The sequence below is a fragment of the Geodermatophilus sp. TF02-6 genome, assembly GCF_003319115.1.
In the GTDB taxonomy this organism is placed as follows: Bacteria; Actinomycetota; Actinomycetes; order Mycobacteriales; family Geodermatophilaceae; genus Geodermatophilus.
In genome coordinates this window covers 72,127-88,218 of the sequence record NZ_QOHF01000013.1, presented here as the reverse complement: position 1 = coordinate 88,218, position 16,092 = coordinate 72,127, and the positions used below count along the sequence as shown (strand labels likewise).

The following is a 16,092-nucleotide window of genomic DNA, read 5'->3' as shown; positions in this document are numbered from 1 at the left end:
CGTCTCGCTGGTGATCATGGGGTTGTCGTCGTGCGACACGCCGGCGTCTGCGTGTCGCACGACGACAACCCCATGATCGACTCGGGGAGAGGGGGGGCAGTCGGGGCAGGGTGGTCCTCGTTCACAGCCGGGCCAGCTCCGCGGCCAGGTCGTCGAGGCCGAGCGAGCCCTGCGACAGCGCCGCCATGTGCCAGGCCTTGAGGTCGAAGCCCTCGCCGCGCGCCCGCCACGCCGCGTCCCGGCCGGCCAGCCACGCCCGCTCCCCGAGCTTGTAGGTGATCGCCTGGCCGGGCAGGCCCAGGTAGCGCACCAGCTCGCTGTCGAGGAAGGCCGGGTCGGCGCCGGAGTGCTCGCCGAGGAACGCGCGGGCCAGCTCCGGCGTCCACGGCCGCCCACGGTGCTCGGCGAGCGCGCCCTCGGCGTCGTCCGGGACCGGTAGCCGCAGGTGCACGCCGATGTCGACGACGACCCGCACGGCCCGCAGCTGCTGGGCGTCGAGGAAGCCGAGCCGGGTGCCCGCGTCCGGGAAGAAGCCGAGCTCGTCCATGAGCCGCTCGGCGTAGAGCGCCCAGCCCTCGACGTCGGCGCCGACCTGCCCGAGCGAGGTCTGGTACGTCGACAGCCGGCCGGCGACGAGGACCCACTGCGCCAGCTGCAGGTGGTGGCCCGGGACGCCCTCGTGGTACCAGATCGAGGTCAGGTCCCACAGCGGGAAGCGCTCCCGGCCCAGCGTGGGCAGCCAGGTCCGCCCCGGTCGGGAGAAGTCCGAGGACGGCCGGGTGTAGTACGGGGCGGCGGCGCTGCCGGGTGGCGCGATCACCGCCTCGACCCGGCGCACCGGCTCGGCGAGGTCGAAGTGGACGCCGTCGAGGGCGTCGATCGCCGCGTCCATCATCGCCTGCAGCCGCTCGCGGACCGCCTCGACGCCCTCGACCGCGGGGCCGTGCTCGTCCAGCCAGCGCATCGCCTCCATCGGCCCTGCACCGGCCACCACCCGCTCGGCCTCGGCCCGCTGCTCGCCGAGGATCCGCCGGTGCTCGGCCCAGCCCCAGGCGTACGCCTCCTCGAGCCCGTCCCCGGCGCCGAGGTCGGACCCGGTCCAGCGGCGGGCGGCCAGGGCGTAGCGGTCCCGGCCGACGGCGTCCGGCGTCCCCTCGGCCCGCGGGCCGTAGCCGTCGCGGAGGAAGTCGCGGACCTCGGCCACCGCCTCGTCCGCGGCCCGCGCCGCGGCGTCCAGCTCGCCGCGCAGCGCGTCCGGGCCGTTCGCGGCGAAGCCGGCGAAGAACGGGCCGGACAGCCACTCGTCGAGCTGGCCGACGACGGTGGCGACCTGCCGCGGCGCGGCGAACAGGCCCCGGCGCGCGCCCTCCTCCAGCGCAGCACAGAAGCCGCGGTAGGCCTCCGGGACCCGGGCCAAGCGGCGGGCGACGACCGCCCAGTCCTCCTCCGAGGACGACGGCATGAGCAGGAACACCTGGCGGATCGAGTGCACCGGGCTGGACAGGTTGGACAGCGCGCGCAGCCCCTCGCCCGCCTCGTGTGCCGCCAGCTCCGCGCCGAGCCGCTCGCGCAGCAGCCGGGCGCAGCGCCGCTCGACCGGGTCGTCGGCGAGCGCGGGGTCCGCGGCCGTCGCCCGGTCGAGTCCGGCGAGGGTGTCGCGGGCGAGCTGCGCCTCGGCCTCGAGCCCGGCCGGGCTCGGGTCGGGCAGCCGGTCGTCGCCGGGGCGGGTACCCAGCACGGTGGCGACGACCGGGTCGAGGTCGCAGACGGCGTCGACGTAGCGGTCGGCGACTCGTCTCGGGGTGGTGGGGCGGGTGGGTGACCGCGGGGTGGCGGGGCGGGCCGGACGACCCGCGGTGACCGGCTCGCTCACCGGATCCGCTCCAGCCGGGCCGACATCGTGGGCCGCAGCGGCTCGTCGGCGCCGGCGCGGTCGATGGCGTACATCAGCGCCCCCTCGACGATGCCGTAGAGCCGGACGACGCGAGCCACGTCCGGGGCGTCCGGTGTTCGGGCGAGGACGTCGCTGGACAGCTCCCAGCTGGTCGTCGTCCGGGCCCGCCCGACGTAGAGCTCCAGCAGCCCGTCGGAGCTGACCACCAGCAGCTCGACGTCGTCCCGCCCGCGGGGCCGCCAGAAGCCGGACTCGCGCGACTGCGGCCCCACGATCCGCCCGTCGTCGGTGAGCCGCCAGGTGCGCGACTCGTAGGCCAGGAACCCGCGGCCGTCGTGGCTGAACCGGATCCACTGACCGAAGCGGTGGTCCCCCTCGGCTCCCGCGGCCTGTCCCTCGCCGTGCCACTCGCCGAGCAGCGGCAGGACGGCCAGCAGCTCCTCGGAGACCTCGGGCCCGGAGCGGACGTCGACGGTGTCGGGCACCGGCAGCTCGGTGGCGTCGCTCACCGACCCGGCTCCTGCGGCCGGCGGGCGAGCCGAAGGGCGCCGTACCCGCTGCCCAGGGCGGCGAGCGACGCCAGGGTGACGAGGACCCAGGCAGAGACCATGCGTCCCACCGTAGGACCGCCCGGCCGGCCCCCTCCCGGGTACCACCCCGAGCTCGCGAGGGGTGGGGAGGGGGTCCTTCATCAGGCAGTCGCCGGGGACGACGCCGCCGTCGCCGCCACGACCTCCGCCCAGGGCGTCGCGGTCAGGCCGAAGGTGGCGGTCGTGGCCGAGGCGTCGGTCACGTACTCCTGGTCGAACTGGTGCCGGACGGCCACGACCTCGCGCAGCATCGGCGAGACCAGCCCCAGCGCGCGCAGCACCGGCCACGGGATGCTGCCGACCCGCGCCGGGGGCACCGGGTGGGCCGGCGAGGACATCGCCGCCGCGAGGTCGGTGAGGGCCTGCCGCTGCGAGCGCGGCGGCGGGCTGGGCACGTGCCAGGCCCGCCCGAGCGCCCGCTCGTCGGTGCCCAGGGTCGCCAGCGTGGCCGCGACGTCGGGCAGGTAGGCCCAGCTGCGGAGGGCGTCGGGGTCGCCGACCACCCAGGCCCGCCGGCCGCGGCGCAGCGCGGGCAGCTGCCGGACCAGGTGCGAGTGCTCGGCCGGCACCTGCGGACCGACGAAGTCCGCCGCCCGGGCCTCGGTCACCCGCACCCGACCGGCCTCGTGCGCGGCCAGCGCCTCCCGCCACATGGCGATGCGCACCCGGCCCTTGACGTCGGTCGCGGCCAGCGGGCTGTCCGGGGTCATCGGGCCGGCCGGCCGGCCGTACACGTAGAGGTTGGCCATGGTGACCAGCACCGCACCGGTCCGCTCGGCCGCGGTCAGCAGCGCCGTGGCGACCGGCGGCCAGTCGGTGGCCCAGCGGTGGTAGGCGGGGTTGACCGCGTTGTAGAGGGCGTCCGCGCCGTCGGCCGCGGCCGCCACGGCCCCGGCGTCGGCGGCGTCCACCCGGCGGTGCTCGACGGCCTCGGTCGACACCCCGCCGCTGCGCGAGAGCACCCGGACGCGGTGCCCGCGCCCGGCGAGCACCTCCGCCGTCGTCGTCCCGACCGGCCCCTTGCCCACGATGACGTGCAGTCCCACGGCTCCTCCTCGATTTGTCCGAGAGCACTGCTCTCGGTTGCGGACGACGCTCGCACAGCCCGTCCTGGTCGTCAAGAGCGGTGCTCATATTTGCGCGCACCGCTCATGACAGGCAGGATGGCGGCCGTGACGACGAGCGTGCGGGAACGCGTCCGCGCCGAGGTGATCGGTGAGATCACCGCCGCCGCACGCCGGCAGCTGGCCGAGGTCGGCGCGGCCGCGCTGTCGCTGCGGGCCGTCGCGCGGGAGCTGGGCATGGCCTCCTCCGCGCTCTACCGCTACTTCCCGAGCCGGGACGACCTGCTGACCCGGCTGATCCTCGACGGCTACGACGCGCTCGGCGCCGCCGCGGAGGCCGCCGACGACCCGTCCGCGCCGCCACGGGAGCGCTGGCTGGCCGTGTGCCGCGCCGTCCGGAACTGGACGCGGGCGCACCCGCACGAGTACGCGCTGCTCTACGGCTCGCCCGTGCCGGGCTACACGGCTCCCCGCGACACGGTGCCCGCGGCCGCGCGCGTCGGCGTCGTCCTGGGTCGGATCCTGGGCGACGCGGCCCGCAGCGGCGCGCTGCCCGCGGCGGCCGGGCGCGCGCGGGACCCGGAGCTGGTCAGCGACGACGCCGTCGCGGTCCTGGGCGGGGAGCACCCCGCCCTCGACGACGCCGTCCGGCTGCGCGCGCTGCTGGCCTGGAGCTCGCTGTTCGGGACGATCAGCTTCGAGCTGTTCGGGCACTTCGTCGGCTCGGTGGAGGACGGCGACCGCTACTTCGACCGGGTGACGGACGAGCTGGCCGCCCTCGTCGGCCTGGGCCGTGGATGACGGTCTCGGTCGAGCCCGGCCGGAGGCGAGCGAGCCGTGCGGACTCGGTACGTGCCGCAACATGCGACAGCGCCCGTCCCCGGGCAACCGGTGACGGGCGCTGCACGACCCCTCCAGGGTCCTTCAGCCGATCGCGACCGTGGTCTCGTTGAGGCCGACGTCGGCGGTGAGCACCCGCTCGCCCTTGCCCACCGGCGCGAGCGAGCGGATCTTCCACTCACCGGGCGCGGCGAAGAAGCGGAACTCGCCCTCCGGGCTGGAGACCACCTCGGCGGTGAACTCGTCGGTCGCGTCCAGCAGCCGCACGTAGGCGCCGGCGACCGGAGCGCCGTCGTGCCACACCGACCCCTGGATCACCGTCTGGGTGTCCAGGTCGATGCCGGCCAGGCTGCCGCCCTGCTTGGGGGCGCCGCACATGCTCAGGCTCCCTTCTCGATCGGGACGCCGACCAGCGAGCCGTACTCGGTCCACGAGCCGTCGTAGTTCTTCACGTTCTGGTGTCCCAGCAGCTCGCGCAGCACGAACCAGGTGTGGCTCGAGCGCTCGCCGATGCGGCAGTAGGCGATGGTGTCCTTCGACGCGTCCAGGCCGGCGTCGGCGTAGAGCCCGGCCAGCTCCTCGTCGCTCTTGAAGGTGCCGTCCTCGTTGGCCGCCTTGCTCCACGGCACGTTGACCGCGGTCGGGATGTGGCCCGGGCGCTGCGCGCCCTCCTGCGGCAGGTGGGCGGGGGCGACCAGCTTGCCGGCGAACTCGTCGGGCGAGCGGACGTCGACCAGGTTCTGCTGCCCGATGGCGGCGACGACCTCGTCGCGGAAGGCGCGGATGGAGGTGTCGGGGTCCTTGGCCACGTACTGGGTGGCCGGGCGCTCGACCGGGTCCTCCGACAGCGGGCGGCTGTCGAGCTCCCACTTCTTGCGGCCGCCGTCGATCAGCTTGACGTCGGAGTGGCCGTAGAGCTTGAAGTACCAGTACGCGTACGCGGCGAACCAGTTGTTGTTGCCGCCGTAGAGGACGACGGTGTCGTCGTTGCTGATGCCGCGCTCGGACAGCAGCTGCTCGAACTGCTCCTTGCTCACGAAGTCGCGGCGCAGCGGGTCCTGCAGGTCTTCCTTCCAGTCCAGCTTGACCGCGCCCTCGATGTGGCCCTTGTCGTAGGCGCTGGTGTCCTCGTCGACCTCGACGAAGACGATGCCGGGAGCGCCGATGTGCTCCTGGGCCCAGTCGGCGGAGACGAGCACGTCGTTGCGGCTCATGCGGGGTGTTCCTCCCTTGGTCGGGTGTGCGCGTTCGGTCGGGTGGGGACGAGGGCGGGACGCGGCCCCCGGACGCCGACGGGCTGCTCGGTCGGTGGGGACGCGGGAACGGCGAGCGCTCCCGGACGGCGGCCGGGGCACGCCGGGGCGAGGTGGGCCGCCCTCAGGAGGCCGGACAGAGACAGCTGCCGACGCGGCACAGGTCCACTGTGCGGCGGGAGGTCAGCAGGATGCCCACGGCTGGAAAGGGTAACGGATCACACCTCCCGCCCGCCCCGCGCACCGGGAGCCGGGAGGTGGGCCGCGACCAGGGCGGTCAGCTCGGCGGGCCGCGGCGCCCCGTCGCTGCGGCCGAGCAGCCGGCCGGTGCGGTCGAGCCAGAACAGGGTCGGCGTCCGCCGGACGTCGAGCGCGCGGACGGCGTCCAGGTGGCTCTCCGCGTCGACCTCGACGCAGGCCAGCCCGGGCCGGGTCACGTGCAGCTGCCGCAGCCGCGCCCGGGTCGCCCGGCACGGCCCGCAGAACGCCGTCGAGAACTGCACGACGGTCAGGTCGGCGTCCTCCGGGCGCACGCCCAGGGCCTCGAGCACCGCGGTCGCGATCCGCTCCACGACCCGCCCAACCCGGCTCGGGCGGCGGCTGTTCCGGTCGAGGACGGCCCTCCTGCCGGGTTCTCCGCGAGCTCGTGAGCGGTGGGAGGCAGGAGGGCCCTTCCTCAGCCCCGCAGCACCGTGTCGGTGGCCGAGAAGGCGACGTCCACGCCGTCGTCGGCGACGCTGACCCCGGTCACCCGCAGGCCGAAGGGCAGGTCCGGCACCCCGTAGCGCAGGTCGAGCAGGTCGCTGGCCTGGTCGACGATGAAGTCGGGCACGTGCTCGTCCTCGCTCGAGACGTCCTGCACGTCGAACAGGATCTCGTCGCCGTCGAGGGCGATGGTGCCGGTCGCGGTGAGGGGCACCGTGACCCCGGCGACCTCCACGGTCCGCTGGACGCGCAGGCCGTCGCCCTCCCGGGCCAGCGTCGTGCCGGGGCCCAGCCGCTGCGCCAGCAGGTCGTAGGACAGGGTCACCGTCCCGTCGACGTGCTCGACCGGCACCTCCTGCACCGAGCCGGAGAGCACGTCGGACAGCGGCACGTGGACGCCGCGCAGCGAGACGTCGGCACGGGTGCCCGCGGGCTGGTCGAGGTCGGCGGCGGTCAGCGCGATCCGCACGTCGTCGTAGCGGCCGCGGACCGCCTGGGTGAGGAACGGGAAGCCCTCGATCTGCACGTCCGGCCGCCCGGCCAGCCGTCCCCGCTCGGCGATCAACCGCGCCACGCGGTCCTCGGCGATGCCCACGACCACCCGGTCGGCGACGACGGCCAGGCCGGCCAGGACCAGCAGCACGACCAGCAGCACCAGCACCGGCCGGCGTCTCACAGCACGTCCTGCAGCAGGAGGGAGAAGGTCACCGGGGCGCACGCGGCGAACGGCAGCACCGCCTGCAGCAACGGGGCGGCCCAGGTCCGGCGCGGGCCGCCAGCGCCGGGCTCTCCCACCGTGACGAAGCCGGCGGCCAGGCCGACCAGCGCGGCGACCGAGCCCAGCACCAGGCCGGCGAGGAGCACCGAGACCAGGTCGGCCAGGCCGGGCGATCCGTGCCGGACCAGCGCCACCGCCGTCCCGGCCAGGACCGACAGCACCAGCCCCGGCACCCCGCGGGGCAGGCCGGGTGCGATGGGCGGCCGCGGCAGCACCAGGTCGACCAGGTGCCCGACGACGAGCGTCGTCCCGACCATCAGCAGCGCGGTCGTCGCCGCCCCGCCGTCCGGGCCGCGCGGCTCGACGAGCAGCACGGCCAGGGCGCAGACCGCGCAGATCAGCAGGACCACGCCGGCCAGCGAGCCGACGACGTCGCGTCGCGGCGCCCGGCGCAGCATCTGGTGCAGCACCGCGGCGAGGAAGCCCAGTCCCGGCACGGCCAGCAGCGAGCCGAGCTCGGGCCGCTCCGGGAACACCACGAGCAGGTCCGCGCCGACGGCCGCGGCCGCCCCCAGCGCGGGCCCGCCGACCCGGGCCGGGATGCCGGTGGCCGGCACCCAGGCCGCCACCAGCACCAGCTGCAGGACGGCGACCGCGACCACCCGGCCCGGCTGCTGCGCGTACCCGGGCAGCAGCACCAGCAGGGCGGTGGCCACCGCGACGGCGGCGGCCGCGGGGAGGTGGTGGCCCCGGGCGGAGATCCCGGTCCCCAGCGCGGCCGCAGTCACGCGTCGATGGTGGCAGACGCCTCCCGACCGGATCCGTTCACGAGCGGGGTGGGACCGACGCCATCGGCGTGTCCGGACCCGCGGGGCCGGACACGCCGTCGCCGCCGGCCCCGCGCTCCGCCGTCGGGTGTGCGCGGTCACGTGTTGCAGGTCCGGGACGACGGAGGGTCGCGGCGACGCGTCGGCTATCCTCACGGCACTCCGACAGCGCCGTCGTGGGCCCCCGGACGACCCCGGTCGTCCCCGGCTCCATGAGGAGACGACATGCGACTCGTGCTCATGACCGCTGCCCGCCAGGCCACGACCGAGGTGCTGCCCGCTCTCGGCCTCCTGGGCCACCACGTCCGTGTGGTGGCGCCCGAGCTGTCCAGCCTGCTCGACGGCGACTCCGGGGACGTCGTCCTCGTCGACGCCCGCCACGACCTCATCCAGGCCCGCACGCTGTGCGGGCTGCTGTCCTCCACCGGCCTCGCCTCGGCGCTCGTCGCGGTCCTCGCCGAGGGCGGCCTGGTCGCGCTGTCGGCCGACTGGGGGGTCGACGACGTCCTGCTCGACACCGCCGGCCCGGCGGAGGTCGACGCGCGGCTGAAGTGGGCCACCGCGCGCCGCACGGCGGCCACCGTGCCGGCCGACCGTGTCGACGGCGGCGTCACCCAGGCCGGGGAGCTGGTCATCGACGAGCACAGCTACTCGGCCAAGCTCCGCGGCCGCCCGCTGGACCTCACCTACAAGGAGTTCGAGCTGCTCAAGTACCTGGCCCAGCACCCGGGTCGGGTCTTCTCCCGGGCGCAGCTGCTGCAGGAGATCTGGGGCTACGACTACTTCGGCGGCACCCGCACCGTCGACGTCCACGTGCGCCGGCTGCGGGCCAAGCTCGGCACCGAGCACGAGGCGCTGATCGGCACCGTGCGCAACGTCGGCTACAAGCTCGACCAGCAGGTGGCCGACGCGACGGCGGCGGCTGCGCGCGCCGAGGCGGAGGCCGGGGCCGCGGGGGCGGCCGCGGAGAACGACACCGAGCTGGTCTGAGGCCGTCCTGTCCGCTGCCGCTGCGGTCCGCGACGTCGCCCGGCTCGACCCGGCCGACGTCGCCGCCGTCCTCGCGCTGCTGCGCGCCGCGGCGGCGGCCGACGGCGTCCGCCCGCTGTCGGAGGAGGCCGAGCTGCGGCTGCAGCACGGCGGCCCCCCCGGCGGGCGCGACGTCCTGGCCACCACCGCGGACGGCGCGCTGGCCGGCTACGCACGGTTCGAGGGCGGCACGGGTAGCGAGGACGCCGAGGGCGAGCTCGTCGTCGCCCCCGAGCACCGGCGCCGCGGGGTCGGCCGCGCCCTGCTGACCCGGCTCGAACAGCTCGCCGACCTCCGCCCGCTGCGGGTGTGGGCGCACGGCGACCTGCCGGGCTCCGCCGAGCTGGCCGCGCGGCACGGGTACACGCGGGCCCGGGTGCTGCTGCAGATGCGCCGCGACCTCGGCGAGGCCGCTCCCGACCGGCCGGGCCCCGGCGCGGCCGGGGTCGACCCCGTGCCGCGACCGGTGCTGCCCGAGGGCGTCACGGTGCGCCCGTTCCGGCCCGGCCGCGACGAGCAGACGTGGCTGCGGGTCAACGCCCGAGCCTTCGCCACGCACCCCGAGCAGGGCAGCTGGACCACCACCGACCTGGAGCTGCGCGAGGCCGAGCCGTGGTTCGACCCGGCCGGCTTCTTCCTCGCGTGGCGGGGCGACCCCGACCACGGCGGCGCCCTGCTGGGCTTCCACTGGACGAAGGTGCACCCCCCCGGCGACGCGGGTCCGGAGGCGGTCGGCGAGGTGTACGTCCTGGGCATCGACCCCGACGCGCAGGGCATGGGCCTGGGCCGCGCGCTGACCGACACCGGCCTGGCCCACCTGCGCAGCCGGGGGCTCGCGCAGGTGCTCCTCTACGTCGAGGAGGACAACACCGTCGCGGTGTCCCTCTACGAACGCAGCGGCTTCACCCGTTCCGCCGTCGACGTCTCCTGGCGCCGCCCGCGTCCGGACCGCGACCCGGCCTGACCGGCCCGGCGCGTCCGCGGGCGTGCCCGGCGGCGCGCGGCTCGCCCACCCGCCGGACATGAGCTGGGGCTCACCCGGTCGAGCAGGCCTCCGCCGTCGTTCACCGAGCGTTCACCGAGCGACCCGGATGCGTCCACCTCGGCTGCCTACCGTCGGCGTCCGTCGGCCCCCTGTTGCCCGGGAGACGTCCGGGCTCCCGTGTCGAGAGGCGTCCAGGTGAAGTCCAGCATGAAGCCGCGTGCCATCCCGCTGACGTTGGCACTCGCCGGCTCCCTCGCCCTCGCCGCGTGCGGTGCCTCCAACGAGAGGGGCATCGGCAGCACGGGGAAGAGCGCGAGCGGCGGCTCCGAGCAGCTGAGCGGCACGCTCGACGGCGCCGGCTCGAGCGCCCAGCAGGCGGCCATGACGGGCTGGGCCGCCGGCTACAACGTCCAGCAGCCGGCCGTCACGGTCGACTACGACCCGGTCGGCTCCGGCGGCGGACGCGACCAGTTCGTCGCGGGCGGCGTCGACTTCGCCGGCTCCGACGCCGCGCTGGCGGACGAGCAGCTGCAGGGGGCCCTGCAGCGCTGCGGCAACGACGGGGTCTTCGAGCTGCCGAACTACATCTCCGCGATCGCCGTCGTCTACAACCTGCCCGGCGTCGAGGACCTGCAGCTCTCGCCCGACACCATCGCCGAGATCTTCAGCGGGGCGATCACCACCTGGAACGACCCGGCGATCGCCGCGGACAACCCGGGCGCCCAGCTGCCGGGCACCGCCATCACCCCGGTGCACCGTGGCGACGACTCGGGCACGACGACCAACTTCACCGACTACCTGAACAAGGCCGCGCCGTCGGTGTGGACCAACCCGGCGGCAGGCACCTGGCCGCTGCAGGGCGGCGAGGCCGCCAACGGGACGTCCGGCATGATCCAGGCCGTCGGGGCCGGTGAGGGCGCGATCGGCTACGCCGACGAGAGCCAGGCCGGCGACCTCGGCGTCGCCGAGGTCAGAGTCGGTTCAGACTTCGTGGCGCCGTCCCCCGAGGCCGCGGTGGCCGTGGTGGAGAGCAGCCAGGTCCAGCCCGGCCGCGGCCCGTACGACCTCGCGCTCACGATCAACCGGACCCCGGACCCCGCCGACCAGTACCCGATCGTCCTGGTCAGCTACCACATCGGCTGCGTCCGCTACCCCGACGCGGCCACGGCGGAGCTGGTCGGGTCGTTCATGGGCTACGTCATCAGCGCCGAAGGCCAGGAGGTCGCGGCCCAGCAGGCCGGTTCCGCGCCGATCTCCGACACGCTGCGCCAGCAGGCGCAGCCCGCCGTGGACGCCATCACCGGCGGGTGAGCGTCCTCCCCCGCACGGCGGCCCGCGGCGTCTCCGGACGTCCCGGGACGGCCCCCTGTCTGGGGCCCTCCCGCACGCCCCCGCCCACCCCGACCCGAAGCAGCCCGTGACCGAGCTCGCGAGGGCACGCGAGGACACAGCACCGCGCGAGGACACAGCACCGCGCGAGGACACAGCACCGCGCGAGGACACAGCACCGTCGGGCACGCGGCCGACGAGCGCCAGCGAGGAGAACGCGTGACCGCGACCAGCGCACCTGCCCAGCCCCCGACCCGGCGTCCCGTCCGCAGCCTCGGCGACCGGCTGTTCGCCGGCAGCGCCACCGGCGCCGGCATCCTGATCCTGCTCCTCCTCGCCGGCGTCGCGGCGTTCCTGGTCGTCCAGTCCGTCCCGGCGGTCACCGCGCCCGCCGACTCGATCCCCGGCGGCGAGGGCATCGTCGCCTACGTCTGGCCGCTGGTCTTCGGCACGCTGCTCGCTGCCGTCATCGCCCTGCTCGTGGCGACCCCGCTGGCCATCGGCATCGCCCTGTTCACCACGTACTACGCGCCCCGCCGCGTGGCCCAGCCGCTCGGCTACCTGGTCGACCTGCTCGCGGCCATACCGAGCGTCGTCTACGGCTTCTGGGGCATCGCCTGGCTGGCTCCGCACCTGGTGCCCTCCTACCGGTGGCTGGACGAGCACGCGGGCTGGCTGCCGTTCTTCGCGGGGCCGGCGTCCGCCACCGGCCGGACCATGTTGACCGCCGGCCTGGTGCTGGCGATCATGATCCTGCCGATCATCAGCGCGATCTCGCGCGAGGTCTTCAGCCAGGTCCCGTCCCTGCACCGGGAGGCGGCGCTGGCCCTCGGCGCCACCCGGTGGGAGATGATCCGCATGGCGGTGCTGCCCTACGGCCGTTCCGGCGTCATCGGCGGCGCCATGCTCGGCCTCGGCCGGGCGCTCGGCGAGACCCTGGCCGTCGCCCTCGTGCTCTCGGTGACCTCCGGTCTGGTCACCGTCAACCTGATCAGCAGCAGCAACCCGGCCACCATCGCCGCCAACATCGCGCTGAACTTCCCCGAGGCCACCGGCATCGGGGTCAACGCGCTGATCGCCAGCGGCCTCGCCCTGTTCGTCATCACCTTCGCGGTCAACCTGCTCGCCCGAGCGGTCGTCAACCGCCGCGCGGAGTTCTCGGAGTGAACCGATGAGCAGACCGACCCGCACCCCGGACCTGGGGCAGCCGGCCGGCGCCAGCCTCGCCGCGGGACAGCCCCGGGCGCGGCGGCTCCCCCGCCGGACGGCGACCGGCGTGTTCGCCGTCCTCACCGTGCTCGCCGTGCTGCTCGGCCTGACCACCGGGCTCGGCGTCGTCCCCCTGGTCCTGCTCGTGGCGGTCGTCGGGACCCTGGTGGTCGTGCTGCTCTCCCGCGCCGTCGAGGGTGCACGCAAGGCCACCGACCGGTTCGTCACCTGCCTCGTCGTCGGCGCCTTCGCGCTGGCCATGGTCCCGCTGGTCAGCCTGGTCTGGACGGTCGTCAGCTCGGGCCTGCCCCGGCTGGACGCGGAGTTCTTCCACTCCTCGATGCTCGGCATCCTCGGCCCCGGCGGCGGCGTGTACCACGCCATCATGGGCACGCTGGTCATCACCGGGATCACGACGCTGATGTCGGTCCCGATCGGCCTGCTGACCGCCGTCTACCTGGTGGAGTACGGCCACGGCCGGCTGAAGCGGGCGATCACCTTCCTCGTCGACGTCATGACCGGCATCCCGTCGATCGTCGCCGGCCTGTTCGCCTACGCCCTGTTCGTGATCTTCTTCGGCGAGGGCGTGCGGATGGGCTTCGGCGGCGCGGTCGCGCTGTCGGTGCTCATGGTCCCGGTGGTCGTCCGCTCGGCCGAGGAGGTGCTCAAGCTGGTGCCCAACGAGCTGCGCGAGGCCTCCTACGCCCTCGGGGTGCCCAAGTGGCGCACGATCGTCAAGGTCGTGCTGCCGACCGCGGTCGCCGGCCTGGGCACCGGCATCACGCTGGCCATCGCCCGCGTCATCGGCGAGACCGCGCCGCTGCTGGTCATCGCCGGCACCACGACCGCCACCAACCTCGACCCGTTCGACGGCCGCATGGCCACCCTGCCGGTGTTCGCCTACTACCAGCTCACCCAGCCCGGCGTGCCGCCGGAGGACGGGATCAACCGGGCCTGGACGGCGGCGCTGGTGCTCATCGCGATCGTCCTCGTCCTCAACCTCGTCGCGCGCCTGATCGGCCGCGTCTTCGCGCCCAAGACCGGTCGCTGACCGGCGCCCCTCGGAGGGACCCCCCATGGCCAAGCGCATCGACGTCTCTGACCTGGACATCTACTACGGCGACTTCCTGGCGGTGCAGGACGTCACCGTCTCCATCGAGCCGCGCAGCATCACCGCGCTGATCGGCCCCTCGGGCTGCGGCAAGTCCACCTTCCTGCGCTCGCTCAACCGGATGCACGAGGTCATCCCCGGCGCCCGGGTCGAGGGCAAGGTGGTCATGGACGGCGTCGACCTCTACGGCGTCGACACCGACCCGGTCGCCGTCCGCCGGCAGATCGGCATGGTCTTCCAGCGGCCCAACCCGTTCCCGACGATGTCGATCTACGACAACGTCGTGGCCGGCGTCCGGCTGAACGGCAAGCGGGTGAAGAAGGCCGACCTCGACGCGCTCGCGGAGCGCTCGCTGCGCGGCGCCAACCTGTGGGACGAGGTCAAGGACCGCCTCGACCGTCCCGGCGCCGGGCTCTCCGGCGGCCAGCAGCAGCGGCTGTGCATCGCGCGGGCGATCGCCGTGGAGCCCGACGTCCTGCTGATGGACGAGCCCTGCTCGGCGCTGGACCCGATCTCCACGCTGGCGATCGAGGACCTGATGACCGAGCTCAAGGAACGCTTCACCATCGTCATCGTCACCCACAACATGCAGCAGGCCGCACGGGTGAGCGAGCACACCGGGTTCTTCAACCTCAGCGGAGTGGGTCAGCCCGGCCGGCTGATCGAGTTCAACCCGACCGAGAAGATCTTCAGCAACCCCGACGAGAAGGCGACCGAGGACTACATCTCCGGCCGCTTCGGGTGAGCTGTGCCCGAGGAGCTCGCCGTGATCATCGGCGGGTGGCTGCCCCCATCGGTGTGTCGAGCAGCCACCCGCCGATCATCAACGCTGGCGAGGCCACCGGCCCGTCGGCGAGCGGTGACCGGGCCGCAGCTCAGCAGCTGGCAGGTGCCGCGGCGACCGGTTCGGCGGACGGCGCGGCGGCGTCGGCGGCGGGGGTCACCTCCGGGATGAGGACCGGGACGACGCTCGAGTAGCCGGGGCCGAGCACGAGCTGGACCGCCCCACCGACCGAGTCGCTGGGCTGCAGCTGCGACCCCGGGACGGCGGCGGCCACGGTGCGGGCCTGCTGCTCGGCTCCCGGCTCGAACCGGACGACGGTCCGGTCGACCGCGCCCGGCTCGTTGCCGACCTGGCCGACCCCGAAGCCCTGGCCGCGCAGCTGGTCGGCGACCGTGGCGGCCAGCCCGCTGGTCGCGGTGCCGTTGAGGACGTCGACGGTGATGCCCGACGGCGCGGCGGTCAGCGGCTGCGACGCCGGGGACGGAGCGGGCTGGTGCCCAGTCGGCGTCGCAGGTGGCGCGGTGGGCGTCGGGGACGCGGCGCCGTCGGCCGGCTCCTGCGCGACGAGCTCCGCGGGCAGCCGGCCCTCCTCGATCAGCGCGTCGAACAGGGTCCGGGTGGTCGCGGCGTCGAGCAGCACGTACGCCTGGTCGGTGCCGGCCGGCACGTAGCCGACCTGCGCGACCGGCAGGCCGGCGCGCTGCACCGCGTCGCCGGCGAGGTCGCCGAGCGTGCCGGCGAGGGTGCGCAGGTCACCGAGGTTGGTCCCCTCGTCGACGGTGAGCGCGTCGGAGGCGCGGGTGAGGAACCGGGTGAGGGTGACCGGGTCGCCGATGGTGGCTCCCGACGTCGCCGTCCGCAGGGTCGCGGTGAGCAGCAGCTCGACGCGCTCGGCGACGGCCCTGCCGGTGACGTCGGAGTCGGCGCCCCCGGGGGTCAGGTAGCCCACAGCCCGCTCGCCCGACAGCGCGCTCCGGCCGGCCGGCAGCGGGTCGGCGGACGCGTCGACCGCCGGCGTCACCGCGGGCAGGCAGACGCCGACCCCGCCGAGGGCGTCGACCACGGCGGACAGCCGGGTGAGGTCCACGCCGAGGTAGTGGTCGACCCGCAGGCCGGACAGCTGCTGCACGGCGCGGACCAGGCACGACGGCCCGCCGTCGAGCAGCGCGGTGGCGATCGCCTCGGTCGCCGGCTCCCGGATCTCGCCGTCGGCACGGGCACAGGCCGGGGTGTCGACCAGCGCGGTCGGCGGGATGCTGACCAGGACCGCGCGCTGCTGGTCGGGTGTCACGTGCACCAGCAGTGGCGCGACCGTGCCCGCGCCCGCCGCGCCGGGCAGCCCCGTGCCGACGACGAGGTAGGTGGCCGCTCCCTCCTGCAGCCGGGGGGCCAGCACCTCGGCGCCGTCGGGGGCCAGCGCGTCGACCCGCTGGATGTCCCGGTCGACGTAGAGGTACAGGCCCACGTGGTAGGCGAGGACCACGCCGACGAGGGCGGCCAGGGCCACCGCTGCGCGGACCAGCCGCCGGCGCCGGGGGCTGCGGGCGGCCCGCTTCGCCGCCCGGCGCTCCCGCGGCGAGGGCGGCGCCGGCCGGGTGGCGCCCGGCTGCGGGACGTCGCGGCCGGGGATCGGGGGCAGCGGGCTGATCGGTCGGGACGGCTGTGGGCCGGCGGCGGGCGCCGGCCGAGGAGCGGGGTCGGCGGCCGCGTCCGGAGGCCGGGCGATGGGGGCGCCGGGCACGGGCGGCAGGCCG

Annotated in this window: 16 protein-coding genes; 7 read left to right on the top strand and 9 right to left on the bottom strand. The window is 75.3% G+C overall.

The genetic code is table 11. The features are described 5' to 3' along the window. Positions 1–121 precede the first annotated feature (121 nt). The 3 genes from DQ238_RS13375 to DQ238_RS13365 all read right to left on the bottom strand — a co-directional run bounded on the left by DQ238_RS13375 (position 122) and on the right by DQ238_RS13365 (position 3,530). Entirely contained in the window at positions 122–1,873 is a 1,752-nt protein-coding gene (locus tag DQ238_RS13375; protein WP_113781761.1) for a DUF885 domain-containing protein, read from the bottom strand. Further along, positions 1,870–2,403 (bottom strand): FABP family protein, encoded by a 534-nt coding sequence (locus DQ238_RS13370; RefSeq protein ID WP_113781760.1) that lies wholly within the window; start codon positions 2,401–2,403, stop codon positions 1,870–1,872. Before DQ238_RS13370 ends, DQ238_RS13375 begins: the two co-directional genes overlap by 4 nt. A 182-nt stretch (positions 2,404–2,585) precedes the next feature. Next, complete coding sequence (locus DQ238_RS13365; RefSeq protein WP_113781759.1) at positions 2,586–3,530, bottom strand: NAD-dependent epimerase/dehydratase family protein; 945 nt, start codon at positions 3,528–3,530, stop codon at positions 2,586–2,588. Positions 3,531–3,656: 126 nt separating this feature from the next. Between DQ238_RS13365 and DQ238_RS13360 the strand changes: the two genes are divergently transcribed. Further along, entirely contained in the window at positions 3,657–4,349 is a 693-nt protein-coding gene (locus DQ238_RS13360; protein WP_113781812.1) for a TetR/AcrR family transcriptional regulator, read from the top strand. 123 nt (positions 4,350–4,472) lie between these two features. Here DQ238_RS13360 and DQ238_RS13355 read toward each other — a convergent pair whose 3' ends face one another. The 5 genes from DQ238_RS13355 to DQ238_RS13335 all read right to left on the bottom strand — a co-directional run bounded on the left by DQ238_RS13355 (position 4,473) and on the right by DQ238_RS13335 (position 7,852). Continuing rightward, the gene (locus DQ238_RS13355; RefSeq protein ID WP_113781758.1) at positions 4,473–4,766 is read right to left on the bottom strand and encodes a DUF1416 domain-containing protein; all 294 of its coding nucleotides are present in this window, start codon (positions 4,764–4,766) and stop codon (positions 4,473–4,475) included. 2 nt (positions 4,767–4,768) lie between these two features. Further along, positions 4,769–5,602, bottom strand: coding sequence for a sulfurtransferase (locus tag DQ238_RS13350; RefSeq protein WP_113781757.1), 834 nt, complete (start codon positions 5,600–5,602; stop codon positions 4,769–4,771). Positions 5,603–5,859: 257 nt separating this feature from the next. Next, positions 5,860–6,213, bottom strand: a complete 354-nt coding sequence (locus DQ238_RS13345; protein ID WP_113781756.1) for a thioredoxin family protein — start codon at positions 6,211–6,213, stop codon at positions 5,860–5,862. A gap of 104 nt (positions 6,214–6,317) precedes the next feature. Further along, on the bottom strand, positions 6,318–7,022 hold the full coding sequence (locus DQ238_RS13340; RefSeq protein WP_233495940.1) for a DUF2993 domain-containing protein: 705 nt from the start codon (positions 7,020–7,022) through the stop codon (positions 6,318–6,320). Then, entirely contained in the window at positions 7,019–7,852 is an 834-nt protein-coding gene (locus DQ238_RS13335; protein ID WP_113781754.1) for a hypothetical protein, read from the bottom strand. The genes DQ238_RS13340 and DQ238_RS13335 overlap by 4 nt, the downstream gene beginning before the upstream one ends. Positions 7,853–8,116: 264 nt before the next feature. Between DQ238_RS13335 and DQ238_RS13330 the strand changes: the two genes are divergently transcribed. The 6 genes from DQ238_RS13330 to pstB all read left to right on the top strand — a co-directional run bounded on the left by DQ238_RS13330 (position 8,117) and on the right by pstB (position 14,299). Next, positions 8,117–8,881, top strand: a complete 765-nt coding sequence (locus DQ238_RS13330) for a response regulator transcription factor (protein WP_113781753.1) — start codon at positions 8,117–8,119, stop codon at positions 8,879–8,881. Further along, positions 8,814–9,884, top strand: a complete 1,071-nt coding sequence (gene mshD / locus DQ238_RS13325; protein ID WP_370447518.1) for a mycothiol synthase — start codon at positions 8,814–8,816, stop codon at positions 9,882–9,884. The genes DQ238_RS13330 and mshD overlap by 68 nt, the downstream gene beginning before the upstream one ends. A 228-nt stretch (positions 9,885–10,112) precedes the next feature. Then, positions 10,113–11,216 carry a phosphate ABC transporter substrate-binding protein PstS gene (gene pstS, locus DQ238_RS13320; RefSeq protein WP_113781751.1) on the top strand — a complete coding sequence of 368 codons (1,104 nt, stop codon included), beginning with the start codon at positions 10,113–10,115 and terminating at the stop codon, positions 11,214–11,216. Positions 11,217–11,453: 237 nt separating this feature from the next. Further along, entirely contained in the window at positions 11,454–12,401 is a 948-nt protein-coding gene (gene pstC, locus DQ238_RS13315; RefSeq protein WP_113781750.1) for a phosphate ABC transporter permease subunit PstC, read from the top strand. 4 nt (positions 12,402–12,405) lie between these two features. Further along, a complete protein-coding gene (pstA, locus tag DQ238_RS13310; protein WP_113781749.1) occupies positions 12,406–13,494 on the top strand; it encodes a phosphate ABC transporter permease PstA in 1,089 nt (362 codons plus the stop codon). Between the two features lie 25 nt (positions 13,495–13,519). Beyond that, positions 13,520–14,299 carry a phosphate ABC transporter ATP-binding protein PstB gene (gene pstB, locus DQ238_RS13305; RefSeq protein WP_113781748.1) on the top strand — a complete coding sequence of 260 codons (780 nt, stop codon included), beginning with the start codon at positions 13,520–13,522 and terminating at the stop codon, positions 14,297–14,299. Between the two features lie 130 nt (positions 14,300–14,429). On the opposite strand, the gene DQ238_RS13300 is transcribed toward pstB, so the two are convergent. Further along, complete coding sequence (locus DQ238_RS13300) at positions 14,430–16,079, bottom strand: LCP family protein (RefSeq protein ID WP_233495939.1); 1,650 nt, start codon at positions 16,077–16,079, stop codon at positions 14,430–14,432. Positions 16,080–16,092 lie beyond the last annotated feature (13 nt).